The sequence below is a fragment of the Rhizobium sp. 62_C5_N11_2 genome (assembly GCF_051811185.1).
Lineage (GTDB): Bacteria > Pseudomonadota > Alphaproteobacteria > Rhizobiales > Rhizobiaceae > Rhizobium > Rhizobium leguminosarum.
The window spans coordinates 3,408,328-3,421,595 of the sequence record NZ_JBPWPW010000001.1; the positions used below are offsets into that span (position 1 = coordinate 3,408,328).

A 13,268-nucleotide genomic window follows, 5' to 3' on the forward strand; every position below is an offset into this window, starting at 1 on the left:
CCCATCAGCCCGGCCGTCTTCTGAAGACGTCGGCGGATCGGTCGCCATGGGTGGACAGTTGTTGCTCGATGAGACCGGACAGACGGTCGCGGAACACGGCGGAAGAAAATTTCAGCGAGTGCGCACGGATTGCATGCGGATCGATATCGTCCTCCACCTCTTCGAACGCCGCCATCGTTTCCAACAGAGCTTCCGTGGTCTGCTGCCCGAAGCGAAACCCGACCTGCGGCGAGGAAACGGTCTCTCTGGCGCCGCCGGCGTCGAAAGCCAGGACCGGCCGCCCTGACGCCATGGCTTCCACCGGCAGGATGCCGAAATCCTCCGTGCCCGGAAACAACAGGGCGCGGCATCGCGACAGGTGGTCGCGCAGAACGTTGAAGGGCTGATGGCCGAGAAACTCAACGGTCGGTCCGGCGATCGACTTCAGATAAGCCAATTGCTCTCCCTCGCCGATCACGACCAGCTTCCGCCCGGCCTCGGTGCAGGCGCGAACGGCAATATCCGGCCGCTTGTAAGTGGTCAGCTGTCCCGCATACAGATAGAATTCGCCTTTTCCCTTCCCCACTGCAAAATCTTCAGTCGCAACGGGCGGATGGATGACGATGGATTCCCGATCGTAGAAGCGGCGGATGCGGCTTGCGACATAATCGGAATTGGCGACGAACACATCGACCCGCGAGGACGTCGTCACGTCCCAGGCGCGCAGCATGGGTGCCGTGATCGACATCAAGGCGCGACCCACCCAGGGCAGGCCATGACGGTAGACATGGAACTGATCCCAGATATAGCGCATCGGCGAGTGGCAGTAGCAGACATGCAGGGCGTCGGCACGCGTGATGATGCCCTTGGCGGGTCCGGATTCGCTCGACAGCACGAGATCGTAGTCCTGCAGATCGAACTGCTCGAGCGCGAAGGGCATCAGCGGCAGCATCTTGGTATAATGCCGTTGCGCGCCGGGGATCTTCTGCAGGAAGGACGTGCGGATGTTCCGCGTCTTCAGAAAATCGCTGATGCGATCCCGGTTGCAGACGAGGGTGAAGATGTCGGCCTGCGGAAACATGCGGCACAGCTCTTCGACGACTTTCTCGCCGCCGCGCATCGAAACCAGCCAATAATGCACGATGGCGACACGAAGCTGCTTGGCATCGCTCGCGCTTCCGGCCTCCGTGACACGTCTTTTCGCCATCACCGGCGCATCGCCGAGAAATGCTCTCGCGTCGGGAAGAGAGGTAGTTGCTTTAAGAGTCAACTCAATACTCCTTGTATCGCCACACCGTCTGTCAGCTCGGGAACCGCATTCGTCGAAATCAGGCTTTGGTATTCGGCAAGAAGCGCGTCGCGCCATTCCTCGTGTGTCGAGGCGAGATCCGGCGACAGCCGGAAAGCCCGCTCGCTCATAGCGCGGACCTCATGCCCCGGCATTTGGCTAAATCTCGTCAAAGTATCGGCAAAGGCGCTTTCGTCAGCCGTATCGCAGGCAAGCGCCATGCCGGCTCTTTGCATTTCTTCGGCGAGAAAGGCGCTGCGCGACATGATGACGGGCAGACCGCTCCTGGCCGCTTCGATAGCGACGAGGCCGAACGGCTCGGGATAGCGCGACGGCATCAACAGGGCGCGCGCCTTGCGGATGGTCGGGCCGATCTCCGCATGCGACTGCCAGCCCACGGCCCTGACGTGATCTCCCGAAGCTGCGACCAGCGGCATCAGCGGCCCGTCCCCGATCACGCAGAGCTTGACGCCGGCTTTGCGCGTGGCGGCCACGGCGTCCTCAATGCCCTTCTCCTCATCCAACCGCCCGATGAAGACGAACTCCTCATTGGCCTCCGCCTCGATGCGTTTGATGGATAGCGGAGCGACGGGATTGCGGATCGTCGTCAGCCGTTCGGGCCGATATCCGGCGCCGACGAGAAAGCCGGCCATCTTCTCGTGCAGAAGGATGATCCGGCCGAAATCGGCCTGATCCTTCAGCAGCCGGAAGATATTGGAGCCACGGGCAACCCGCCACAATTTGTGCGAATAACTTCTCTTGTCGCAGGCCGTCGCAATGCAGCTTCCGCCGAGCGGGCGTCGAAGGCAGATTTCCTGCGCCTGATAGTCGAAGAAGGCGCCGTTGGGGCAGGCCGTGAAGAAATCATGCGCGTGAACCACGCATCGTCTGGCGACCCGCACCAGCGCCTTGAAAATCGCGGGAGACAGGATCTGGTGCCAGCCATGGACATGGTAGACGGTATTGGCGGTGTCCTCTGCGGCAATCCAGTTCGCGACCATACGAACGGCGGCGCCATTGTGAATGCCGGTCACGAAAGCCTTCGCACGCTCGGCGCTGAGCAGGTCGCGGCTGTTCAGCCCGACCATTGAGACTCCGAGGGCGACAAGCTCCGCATTGGCGGCGTCATCCCCGCAAATATAGGTCACGGGGATGTCGAGCCCCCGAAAAAGCTTGGCGGACAGCACCGCCAGCGCCGTCGCACCGCCTCTGGCCACCGAATAGTCGTCGATGATGACCACGCGATCGATCTTTGTCGTGCCGGGGCCGGGAAAGCGGCCGACGCTTGTGGCAGATCGGAGAACCCCGGGAAGCGATGGGCGCATCACTTCACCGAAACCGCGCCGTTGGCACAGGCCTCCAACGCCTTGCGGTTGAGAATGCGGATCTTGCCCTGCCCCCCATCGATGATCTTGCTTTCCCGCAGGCGCCGCAGGCATTGATTGACCTTCTCGCGAGACGCCGGCAGCGTTGCGGCCAGGTCATTTTGCGAGATGATCAGTTCGTCCCCGCTGTTTGCCGCATCTTTTCCGTAAACAGCGGAGAGCCGCAGCAGCGTGCTGGCCAGCCTCGATTGCAGGCTCGACGCCGCATTTGCAATGATCCGGAGTTCGAGCTCTGAAATACGCGCCAGCGCCCTGGAGAAGACCTTTTCGCGAAAGCAGGGATCGCTGGCGTACATGTCGCGCAGCAGCCGGCCTTCGAAGAAATGCAGTTCGCAGTTGGAACCGGCTCGGTATTCGAGACTCAACGTCTGCCTGCGCAGAACCTCGAGCTCGCCGATGAGGCCGGATTTCGGAATGATCTCGACGATGAATTCCCTGCCGTCGGGCAGCATCGTGCTGGCGCTGACCACCCCCGAATGCACGCGAGCGAAGGTATCGACGAGGACGCCGGCCCCGGCGATGACCTCGCCGCGCCGGAAACGCCGGACGCTCGACCGGCAGGAAAGAAATTCGTCGTCGATGACGATGCGGCTGTTGAGATGAATGCTGCCGTTAGCCGATATCGCCGTCTTGCCGATGCCGGCCCTGCGAGCTGATGCGTGTGTCGCCCCATCCATGAGCATAACTCCGAGTACTCGAATAACCATAGGAAATGCTGCACTGCATCATTTATATTGTCTTAATGTGGGTGTCAAATAACATCCCAGAGAGATAGCGTAAAGATCAAGTCTACATTTAGTTGAAAACAAAAATACATCAGCAATCGAAATCAAAATCTCGACGGAATCGAAGATAGATTGTACGATTGAAGACAGGTGCTTATTAAAAAGTCTTCATGAGTTAAAAATAAGCAATAATAGAAATGTGGATATCAAAAATATAAATGAATACCTGCGGATTATCACCTCGAAGTAGGTTATATTGGCATTTGCAATGAAAAGAGGCCATCGAGGACTAGTCGGAATTCTCGAATGCCGTTTAGTAGCATAAAGAATTTATTAAGGATTATGACCTTGGTAACAGACAACAAGAGTGCGGCGCAGCAAACTTTGAATGGTTCTTAATCGGAATATTTTGGAGACCACTGATGACATGGGAAGCACATAGTTTCGAGGCCTGGTCGCGTGTCGGACGGTCCGCGAAAGGCGGCGATCTCCATTCGTCCCTGCCTCGTGCGGCAGGCAGATCGTCGAAGCGCGCGATAGACCTTCTCATCGCGATCATTGCACTGATCCTGCTTTCCCCGCTTCTGTTGATTGTCGCGGTGATCGTGAAGATAAGCGACCGCGGCCCGGTCTTCTATTCCCATACGCGCATCGGCGTCGGCGGAGCACCGTTCGGATGCCTCAAGTTTCGCACGATGAAGACCGATGCGAGTGCTCAGCTTGCCGAATTGCTGCAAAACAACCCGATTGCGCGAAGCGAATGGGAAGCGACACGCAAGCTGAAGGACGATCCGAGGATCACGGCAGTCGGCGAGATTCTGCGGCGGTCGAGCATCGACGAGCTTCCCCAACTGATCAATATCGTGCGTGGCGAAATGAGCCTTGTCGGCCCCCGGCCGATCACCGCCGAGGAATTGCCGCGCTACGGCGAGCATGTATGGGCCTACATGGCCGTGCGCCCGGGCCTGACCGGTCACTGGCAGACCAGCGGGCGCAACGATGTCAGTTACGAGTACCGGGTTTCCCTCGACGTTCACTATCTCGACAACTGGTCGCTCGGCCGGGACTTCGTCATCATTGCCAAGACCATTCCCGCTCTGTTTTCACAACGTGGCTCATACTGAGCATGCAAGGGGAGAGCTGCCGATCATGCCCGAAATCGGAAGATATGCTACTCCCTCCGTCCCCTCCAAGCTGCCACTACCTGGTTACTCCGTGATCTCGCCATTTTGGATTAGGACGATATGACCTCCAGCACGATCTTCAGCGGCGTTTCGCCGCTACCTCTGGCTGCCGCAGCTCCCGGCGGGAACTCCCCGCTGACCTTGCGGGATATGCTTTTCTTTCTCAGAATGCGCTGGCTATGGGTTCTGGCGACAACTTTTGCCTTCCTCGCAATGGCCGGGACCTACGTGCTGACCGCCGACCCGACTTTCGTTGCCAGCACGCAACTTGTGATTGTCCCCCAGGTGAGCGGCTCTGAAGCACAGAGGGCTTTCGCGGAAGACGCGTTCATAGAGGGACAGCTAGAGATTGCCAGATCCAGCGATGTCGTCGGCGGAACGGTAAGGGCACTTGGTCTCGATACCGATCCTGACTTTGTCGATCAGACGCCTTCGCTGCAGGATAGGGCAAAGAACTGGTTGATGGGGATTTCTTCTGAACCGGATACGGAATCGCAGGAAGCGGCAGGCACAGGGCCGCGTCAAGCACAACCGCACGCAGAGGACGAGCGGATCCAGGATAGGGCGATCGCCACGCTGCTGAACATGATAGGAATACGCCGGGTCGGGAGTTCGACGATCATCGAGATCTCAGCGGCTGCGTCGACCCCTCAGAGGGCCGTCGACATCGCCGATATGCTCGCCAGGCAATATATCCAGAAGAATATCGCCATGAAGGCCAATGCTTCCCGGCAATATAGCGAATGGCTGGAAAGATTCGTAAGCGAGCAGCAGCGTGGACTGGCCGAGGCTGCCAGCGCCCTGGCCAGCTTCACGAGCAACCCGCGCGATCAGTTCAAGCTTGCGGAGCTGCAGAGCGCAACGGATGCCCGCCGCAGCCTCTATGAAAATACCTTAAACCAGCTGACGGAAGCCCGGCAGCGCATCACCTACCCGGTGTCCGATGCCACGATCGTCTCGCGGGCCACGCTGCCTCTTTCGAAAGCCAGACCGCGCAGCACGCTCATCATCGCCTTTGCGGCGGCGGTCGGTCTTGGCGTCGGCTTGGCACTCGCCATGATAAGGCACGTCGGCGATCGCCGGATCATCCGCCCTCATCAGATCGCTGAAGCCAGTGGGCTGCCCTTTGTCACTTTGCTGGCGACATCGAGGAAGACCCATCTCCCTGCGCGTTTCCTCCCCGCCGGTACCGGCAGCAGCAGCACAGCCGCCTATCCTGTTATTCCGGGCATGGCGGAACTGAGCGCGACGGTCGTCGGTCTTCGACGCAAACGCCGGGTCGTCATTGGAATCGTCGCCGTTGATCCAGGCAGCGGAGCCTCGACTATAGCATGCGAACTTGCAGTGCTGTCGTCGAGATCAGGGGCTCACACGCTGCTGATCGATGCGGCTGCGCAGAGGTCGTCACTCAGCAAATCGATCGCGCCCCATAGTTCCACAGGCCTCGTCGATGTTCTCGACAATGGCGAACTGATCCAGACGGCGGCATTGCCCCTCACTTCGACACTGAAATTCCTCCCCCTCGGCAAGGTCGAAGCAGTGACGCCGGCCATTCGCCTGAGTTCCCGCCGCACGCAGTTGAGCTTCGCCGACCTGAAAAAGGAGTTCGACGCCATATTCATCGACATTTCCGCATTCTCTGCTTCGCCGGATGCCAATGCGATCGCACCGGAGCTGGACGGTGTCCTCGTCGTCACCTCGCATGGACGCACCTCGATCGACGATACCCTGCGCGTCATCGACACCCTGCGCAATGTAGGCGCGGAGATCCTCGGCGCAGTCATCAACCATGCACCGGAAAGAATGCACTCATGACCTCGCCTTCGGCAGAAGCAACCAGGCAGGGCGGCCGGATCGGGTCGGCGCCTGTTCCTTGCGGCGCTGAAGCCATGGCTGAGCGCGCGAACCGCCCGTTGCGAATGGCCGTGGGGATCGCTTCGGCAGGCCGCCCCTCGATACTGCGGGAGACGATCGATTATCTCACCACCCTGCCGGATCAGCCCGAGCGGCTGATCGTCTGCGTGCCCACGATCGACGACGCCGCCGGGCTCACCGAGCGCCTCGATGTTGAAGTCATCGTCGGCAGCCGCGGCCTGACCTCTCAGCGCAACAGGATCATCCAGGCGGCGGCCGCCGATACGGATGTTCTGATCTTCCTGGATGACGACTTCATTCCCGCCGCAACCTTCCTGTCGCGGATGGCGGCTGTCTTTGCGGCAAACCCCGACGTGGCGATCGCCACCGGTGAAGTTCTGGCCGATGGCATCCTCGACGGCGGCCTCAGCATGTCAAACGCCCTGAAAGTTCTTGAAACTGCGGCCGAAGGGGCCGAGCAGGTGACGGAAGTCTATAACGCCTACGGATGCAACATGGCGGTTCGCCTTTCACCCATTCTCGAGCACGCGCTGGCCTTTGATGAACAACTGCCGCTCTACGGCTGGCTCGAGGATGTCGATTTCAGCCGGTCCATCGCCCGCTACGGCAGGTCCGTACGCGTCGAAGGCGCCCGCGGGGTGCATCTCGGCGTCAGATCCGGACGCCAGCCCGGCCGAAGACTCGGCTATTCGCAGGTTGCCAATCCTGTCTACCTGATCCGGAAGGGCACGATGTCGAAGGGCCGTGCCGTTGCGCAGATCGGCCGTAACATCCTGGCGAATACGCGGGGCCTATTGTTCAATGATCGCTTGATCGACCGCTGGGGACGTTTGAACGGCAATTTGCTGGCGCTGTCCGATCTTCTTGTCGGCCGCGCCTCGCCGTCCCGCATTCTCGAATTCGGCAATCCCTCGCCGCGCGAGATGCCTTCGCCGTCGATCGCAACGAAACGGAGATAGCAGTCAATGCAGCGCACATCCTTGTCCGATCGCCTGATCTCCGCCGCTCTTGCCTTGCTGGTATTTTCCTGCGTGACCGGCTGGAGCGTCGCCCATGCGGAAAACTATACCCTCGTGCCGGAAGATCAGGTGCGACTGCGCGTCGTCGAATGGCGATCTTCGGATTCCCGGTATGCCAGCTGGGAAGCACTCGGCGGGACATATACAGTCGATGATGCCGGCAATCTGGCGATCCCGATCGCCGGACAGGTGCAGGCGATTGGCAAGACGACGGAACAGGTTTCCGATGCGATCGCCACTGCGCTCTCCGAAAAGGCGGAACTGCCGGGAAAGCCGTTCATCGCCGTGGAAATTGCCCAGCATGCGCCGATCTTCGTAACCGGGACAGTGCAGACCCCCGGGCGTTATGCTTTTGAAGCCGATATGACGGTCATGAAGGCCGTCAGCATCGCCGGCGGCTTCCTTCGGGAGCGCGAGGAGAATACCGTCTTCGAACGCGACCGGATCCAGGCTGCCGGAGCCTATCGAACGGCCATTCTCAACCGGCGCGATCTTCTGATGCGTCAGGCGCGGTTGCGTGCCGAGATCGCCGGCGAACAGAGTTTCGAGATCCCTGCCGAGCTCGCCGGAACGCCCGATGTAGACAAGCTGAAGGCGCAGGAATTGAACCTGATGCGGCTGCGACGTGTCGATATCGAAAGCCAGATCGATGCGGCGAGCGACCTCACCCGTCTCTACGGCCAGCAGGTCCAGTCGCTCGAGGCCAAGATCAATTCGCAGAAGCGGCAGATCGACCTCGCGCAAAAGGAACTGGATAATGTCAACAGCCTGGTGAGCAAGGGCCTGGTCAGCAATTCCCGTCAGGTCTCGGTCGACCGCGGGGTCGCGGATGCACAAGGCACCCTGATCGATCTCGAAGTCGCTCTGACCACGGCTCGCCAGGGGCTCAGCGAAGCCGATCGTTCGAAGATCAATATCGTCAATCGGCAGAACAGTGAAAACCAGGAGCTGCTGAACCAGGTCAATCTCGCGATCGGCAGGGCGGCGATCGACATCCAGGTGGCCCAGCTTCTGGGCGAGCAGGCTGGCTACAGCGCGCAGCTCGCTCAGATGAATACGGAAACGCCGGGTCTTGGCAGAGCACAAAAGAACTACAGGATCGTGCGTCGCAACGAAGACGGGACTTATCGCAACATCGAGGCGGACGAGACGACCACCTTGCGGCCGCATGATGTCGTCGAAATCGGCATCGATACGGACCTTCAGACGCCGTCGCCTCCGCTGCAGTTGCAGTCCGCGCCGCAGCAGCAAACCTCGACCGTCCCGCTGTCGAAGGTGGCAGGCGATAATCAGGCGGCTCCCGGCTGGATATCCCAGACGGGATCGAATTAGGGGGCGGTTGTGACCATCGACGACAGCTGGCGGCTTGCGCCTCAAGCATCGCCCCGAAAGGCGGATGCCGGTCTTCGGCAAAACCGATGCCTCCGCCGCTCGCCGTCCGGATCGGGATTTGAAGCATGTCGATAGAACCGATCGGTTTCATCGTTCTGCTGCTTGGCCTGCTCGGCATGGTCAACGGCGCGCGATTTGCGATTGCGACCCTTTGCCTGTCGACGCTGCTGGGGGCGGCGGCGGCTCTCCAATTGCCCGCGCTCGGCGGCAGCAGCATCCAGCCGAGCCATCTTCTGGTGCTTTTTCTCGTGGCCGCCGCCCTGCTGCGCCCGGCTCAAACACAGGCCATGCTGGCCAGCATCGCCTATCCGGGTCCCGGTTTCTGGTTTGCCGCCTACATCCTGTTTTCCGTGGCATCGTCTTTCTTTTTGCCCCGCATCTTTGCAGGGGCGACCCTCGTCTACTCCTCTGCACGAGACGCCACGGGCATGATGTCGACGGTGGCCGCTCCCCTGTCGCCGGGTTCGTCCAATCTCAGCCAGTCCGTCTATCTGCTTGGCGACCTCGCCTGCTTTGCCGTCGTCTCGGGGCTTACCAGGCTCGGCTATGCCCGTTTCATCGCACTGCAGTTGATCGTGGCCTCGATCGCCTGTTTTGCCCTGGCGTTGATCGATATCGGAACGTTTCTGACCGACCAGTCCTACCTGCTCGATGTCATCAGAAATGCGAATTATACGATGCATACGGCCGAGACGATCAGCGGCTTCAAACGCATCGTCGGTCCGTTCCCCGAAGCAAGCACTTATGGCGCGGTCGCATTGGCCTATTTTTCCTTCACGCTCATGCTTTGGCTGGAGCGCGTCCAAAGCCGTATGGCCGGACTTGCAACGCTTTTCATCGGCCCGACGATCGTCCTTTGCACGTCGACAACCGCCTATATCGCCGGCATCTTCGTTGTCTGCATGTTCGTGCTGTATTGCTTGAAACGACTGATCAGCGGCCCGGCCACGACCCCGCACGTGACACTCCTGGTGATCACGCTGTTCTTGATTCCCTGCGGGATCGTCGCGCTAAGCCTTGTCCCCGATGCGTGGGATTCCATCGCCGGCCTGGTGAACAGCACCTTGTCGGACAAGCTTCAATCGCAATCCGGCGAAGAACGCACTGCCTGGAACACGCTGGCATTGATCGCATTCGTCGATACAGCCACCTTCGGCGCCGGGCTCGGCACGGTTCGAGCCTCGAGCTTCATCGCTGCATTGCTCTCCAATGTCGGATTGACCGGCACCCTTCTCTTCGCCGCCTTCCTGTACAGCCTTGTGAGAGCCTCCGGCCGGCAAATGTCAGGCGATCGGGAGATCCGCGCGATCGGAAACGCTGCGGTTATGGCATCCATCGCGCAGGTCGCCTCGGCGGCGATATCGGGAAGCGGTACCGATCTCGGCTTGCTGTTCAGCACGACGGCGGGTCTGGCAGCCGGCTGCCTGGCGGCAACCAATATCGCGCCACGGCGCGCAAACCGATCGCTTGCCAACCGAACCCCACTGGAGACATCGACATCTCTGCCGAGAGCGCCGATGTTTTCAACACGATGAGGCCCGCCGTGAAGCTCAGCCATCGCGCGGGATGGCGATCTCGTCAAGCCATCGGCGTGTCGGCACCGGGTCGACGTCGGCTGACCGCGCCGCGTCTTTCAAGGATCGCCTGTAAAAGCGGCCTTTCGGACGAACGCGCTCCGGCAAGGTCATCCGCACAAGGATATGCTGCAGGTTCTATGTCAATATTAGCCCTGTGGGCGCTCAGTGGTGGTCGCGACGCTATCTGCGACGGAATTGTTTTCCCGCAGCCTGGCACTACGCCGCAAAAGCCCCGACAGGAACGCGCCTGCCAGAAAGCCGATTTCCATGAGCGCGAGGATGGCGATACCGGAGAGCGCGCCCACGGTCACCGAAGACCCGTCGGCAAAAGCCACGCTGCCGAAGCCGATTGCCACGAGGAATGCAAAAATTGCGAAAGCCCAAGCCCGGATGGCAGCCCCGGCAGCGATCGAAATCACGGTTGCCACGAGCGCGGTGATCAGCATGACAATCCCCCTTCCCTCCGCATTCCGACAAGGGTCCCGGCACCAATCTTCGTACCGCGAAACAAGAAGTCGAAACACAGCCCTGTGACAGGCAAGGCACTCTTCATGGCGAATATCTCAACAATGAAACACACAAAAGCCGCCGGCAGCCAGACTCCGATTCAGCTCCACCGGTCTGGACGCCGGCTATATATACCGAACAGGGCCTTCATATGACAGACCCGTCAGCGCAATTCACAACGGTTCCCTCGACTGGAAAGACAATGCCGATTCATTTGTATTGCGGACAATCGGAAGGGTGATGACATGAACAATCAGTGCGTCGTCTACGTCACGGATGTCGAGTATTCATTTCCGACTATTCTCTCGGCGCTTCAGGCTCGAAAATTCGCAAGCCCCGCGACCGATGTCTGCGTCCTCTTGTCGGAACATCTCGATAATTTCGAAGAGCTGAAAGCCTTGCTTGCAAGGAGCAGTGTCATACTGATCGATGCGACCGAAGCGCTACAGGACTCGCTCGGCAAGCTCGACAGTTCGCATTTCCAGGGACGCATCAGCGTCAGCACGATGGCCAAGCTGGTCCTTTGCGAGATCCTGCCTGACAATTATACCCAGATCATCTACCTCGACGGTGATACCCAGATCGTCAGCGATCTCGGTGCGTTCGAAAGCGCCACGGTTCCAGAGGGCCGGTTTTTCGCGGCGCGAGATTATACGGCGATCCATGACTTCCTCGATACTGGAAGCAGCAGCCACTATTTCAACGCGGGAGTCCTGAAATTCCATCGCAACGGCTGGATCGGGCAGGAGGCGCTTGAGCTTTTTGCTAAAAATCCCGAGGCCTGCGAGGGCAAACATGATCAGGGCGCATTGAATTATGTCTGCGGTTCAGCGCTCATCCTCGTATCGAACCGCTGGAACTTTCCCAAACAGTTCCTTCATCTGGTGAACATGTCCTCCTTGTCGATCGTCCATTATATGGCGCATCCGAAGCCATGGCACGGAACCTTCTTTCCATGGACCGATAAGGAAAGCCAGGTCTACGTCGACCTGCGCAAAGCACATCCGATTTACAACTCGCTGTATCGCGGAATAAGCTTCGACCGTAAGATGCTGTATAAATACAGGTCGATACGGGCACGCATCGAACACGCAATTGAGAAAGACGGATCCAATCCTCGGGTCCAGAGCCTGCTGGTTGGCGATTACGCAGTATGATGATGTATGGTTGGTCCGACCTGAATGTCCGCGTGACTGAACTCAGCGTCGCCGGTCGAGCCGTGGATTTGCAGACGGAAGCGCAAGTATTCATCCATTCATTCCAGGAATGGATAATGTTCAGGACAGAATATGAGTTATAGGGCTTCCGCCGCCAGTATCTCGCATTACGTGAAAGCCCGCCTGCGCCGGTCGCTCAAGGCTCGGCAGGTTCGCTATGACCTGCTGCGCAGCGGGCTCAAGCAGGCGCGCCACGTCGTCATCTGCGTCATCCGCGACGAAGGGCACCGGCTGGCCTTCTTCCTGCAGTATTATCGTAATCTCGGCTTCGAGCACTTCATCTGCATCGATAACGGCTCCACCGACGGCACGGCTGAGTTGCTGTCCAGCTTCGACGATGTCTCTCTTCTTTCGGCTCATGGGTCCTACAAGGCGGCGAGATTCGGAAACGACTGGATCAACGAAGTCATCAACCGGCACTGCCGGGAGAAGTGGGTCCTGTATGTTGATGCAGATGAATTTCTCGTCTATCCCCATTGCGACACCCGGCCGATTGATCAATTGACCGCCTATATCGATTCCATGGGCGGCCACTCCCTCCGCTCGGTCATGATCGACATGTACAGCCCGCATCCCGTTCTTGAAAACATCTGCGAACCCGGTCGCAACCCGCTCGAGGTCTGCAATCTCTTCGACCGATCCGGATATGTCGCGCATTTCGACGAACGCAACGGGACAATATGGATCAAGGGCGGCGTTCGCGGGAGGGTCTATTTCCACGACCGGCTCTGGGACGGCCCCGCGCTTAACAAGATACCTCTCGTCTATGTCCAGGGTGAACGTCTGTTTCTCAAATCATCGCACCAGGTCTGGCCACTCTCCCTGAATTTGGGCGACATGCGCGGAGCGCTCGGCGTATCCGGCGCCCTTCTGCATTTCAAGTTCCTGTCGACCTTCGTGCACAAGGTTGCCGACGCGGCACACCTGTCCCAACATACGGAGGAATACACCGTATACTCCTCGGGCAAGGACATGGATGACTTCGTCTATGACGATACGGGCACCTACAGAAGCTGGAAGGACCTGTCCGATCACGGGCTCATACAGGGTGAAGGGTGGAAATACTGGAGGAATGCTTCCGAGAGCGAAATCTAGAGCATGTCGCGCAAAATTGCGCGGC

11 protein-coding genes are annotated in these 13,268 nt (G+C 59.3%); 7 read left to right on the forward strand and 4 right to left on the reverse strand.

Going from position 1 to position 13,268, the window contains the following annotated elements:
• Nucleotides 1-4: 4 nt before the first annotated feature.
• From AB8B31_RS17030 to AB8B31_RS17040, 3 genes are read right to left on the reverse strand one after another with little or no spacing between them, the layout of a single operon-like run.
• On the reverse strand, nucleotides 5-1,249 hold the full coding sequence (locus tag AB8B31_RS17030; protein WP_028733241.1) for a glycosyltransferase family 4 protein: 1,245 nt from the start codon (nucleotides 1,247-1,249) through the stop codon (nucleotides 5-7).
• Nucleotides 1,246-2,595, reverse strand: a complete 1,350-nt coding sequence (locus tag AB8B31_RS17035) for a glycosyltransferase family 4 protein (protein WP_171820908.1) — start codon at nucleotides 2,593-2,595, stop codon at nucleotides 1,246-1,248. Before AB8B31_RS17035 ends, AB8B31_RS17030 begins: the two co-directional genes overlap by 4 nt.
• The gene (locus AB8B31_RS17040) at nucleotides 2,592-3,329 is read right to left on the reverse strand and encodes a Crp/Fnr family transcriptional regulator (RefSeq protein WP_018446931.1); all 738 of its coding nucleotides are present in this window, start codon (nucleotides 3,327-3,329) and stop codon (nucleotides 2,592-2,594) included. Before AB8B31_RS17040 ends, AB8B31_RS17035 begins: the two co-directional genes overlap by 4 nt.
• 470 nt (nucleotides 3,330-3,799) lie before the next feature.
• On the opposite strand from AB8B31_RS17040, the gene AB8B31_RS17045 reads away from it, so the two are divergent.
• The 5 genes from AB8B31_RS17045 (at nucleotide 3,800) to AB8B31_RS17065 (ending at nucleotide 10,382) form a co-directional block, all read left to right on the forward strand.
• On the forward strand, nucleotides 3,800-4,501 hold the full coding sequence (locus tag AB8B31_RS17045; RefSeq protein ID WP_018446932.1) for a sugar transferase: 702 nt from the start codon (nucleotides 3,800-3,802) through the stop codon (nucleotides 4,499-4,501).
• A 120-nt stretch (nucleotides 4,502-4,621) separates the two neighbouring features.
• A complete protein-coding gene (locus AB8B31_RS17050) occupies nucleotides 4,622-6,376 on the forward strand; it encodes a polysaccharide biosynthesis tyrosine autokinase (protein ID WP_028733239.1) in 1,755 nt (584 codons plus the stop codon).
• Entirely contained in the window at nucleotides 6,373-7,395 is a 1,023-nt protein-coding gene (locus tag AB8B31_RS17055) for a glycosyltransferase family 2 protein (protein ID WP_028733238.1), read from the forward strand. Before AB8B31_RS17050 ends, AB8B31_RS17055 begins: the two co-directional genes overlap by 4 nt.
• A gap of 6 nt (nucleotides 7,396-7,401) precedes the next feature.
• Complete coding sequence (locus tag AB8B31_RS17060; protein WP_018446934.1) at nucleotides 7,402-8,787, forward strand: polysaccharide biosynthesis/export family protein; 1,386 nt, start codon at nucleotides 7,402-7,404, stop codon at nucleotides 8,785-8,787.
• A gap of 125 nt (nucleotides 8,788-8,912) precedes the next feature.
• Nucleotides 8,913-10,382, forward strand: coding sequence for a hypothetical protein (locus tag AB8B31_RS17065; RefSeq protein WP_028733237.1), 1,470 nt, complete (start codon nucleotides 8,913-8,915; stop codon nucleotides 10,380-10,382).
• 188 nt (nucleotides 10,383-10,570) lie between these two features.
• Here the strand turns inward: AB8B31_RS17065 and AB8B31_RS17070 are convergent, their stop codons facing one another.
• A complete protein-coding gene (locus AB8B31_RS17070; protein WP_018446937.1) occupies nucleotides 10,571-10,870 on the reverse strand; it encodes a hypothetical protein in 300 nt (99 codons plus the stop codon).
• Nucleotides 10,871-11,176: 306 nt separating this feature from the next.
• Between AB8B31_RS17070 and AB8B31_RS17075 the strand changes: the two genes are divergently transcribed.
• Both AB8B31_RS17075 and AB8B31_RS17080 read left to right on the forward strand, forming a co-directional pair.
• Complete coding sequence (locus AB8B31_RS17075) at nucleotides 11,177-12,088, forward strand: glycosyltransferase family 8 protein (RefSeq protein WP_018446938.1); 912 nt, start codon at nucleotides 11,177-11,179, stop codon at nucleotides 12,086-12,088.
• A gap of 132 nt (nucleotides 12,089-12,220) precedes the next feature.
• Nucleotides 12,221-13,243: a glycosyltransferase family 2 protein gene (locus AB8B31_RS17080; RefSeq protein WP_018446939.1), complete on the forward strand. Its 1,023-nt coding sequence runs from the start codon at nucleotides 12,221-12,223 to the stop codon at nucleotides 13,241-13,243.
• Nucleotides 13,244-13,268 lie beyond the last annotated feature (25 nt).

Excerpts from the sequence above, each read along its gene's own strand:
- AB8B31_RS17040 (WP_018446931.1), bottom strand. The coding sequence starts at position 3,329 with ATGGATGGGGCGACACACGCATCAGCTCGCAGGGCCGGCATCGGCAAG.
- AB8B31_RS17045 (WP_018446932.1), top strand. The coding sequence starts at position 3,800 with ATGACATGGGAAGCACATAGTTTCGAGGCCTGGTCGCGTGTCGGACGG.
- AB8B31_RS17050 (WP_028733239.1), top strand. The coding sequence starts at position 4,622 with ATGACCTCCAGCACGATCTTCAGCGGCGTTTCGCCGCTACCTCTGGCT.
- AB8B31_RS17055 (WP_028733238.1), top strand. The coding sequence starts at position 6,373 with ATGACCTCGCCTTCGGCAGAAGCAACCAGGCAGGGCGGCCGGATCGGG.
- AB8B31_RS17060 (WP_018446934.1), top strand. The coding sequence starts at position 7,402 with ATGCAGCGCACATCCTTGTCCGATCGCCTGATCTCCGCCGCTCTTGCC.
- AB8B31_RS17065 (WP_028733237.1), top strand. The coding sequence starts at position 8,913 with ATGTCGATAGAACCGATCGGTTTCATCGTTCTGCTGCTTGGCCTGCTC.
- AB8B31_RS17070 (WP_018446937.1), bottom strand. The coding sequence starts at position 10,870 with ATGCTGATCACCGCGCTCGTGGCAACCGTGATTTCGATCGCTGCCGGG.
- AB8B31_RS17075 (WP_018446938.1), top strand. The coding sequence starts at position 11,177 with ATGAACAATCAGTGCGTCGTCTACGTCACGGATGTCGAGTATTCATTT.
- AB8B31_RS17080 (WP_018446939.1), top strand. The coding sequence starts at position 12,221 with ATGAGTTATAGGGCTTCCGCCGCCAGTATCTCGCATTACGTGAAAGCC.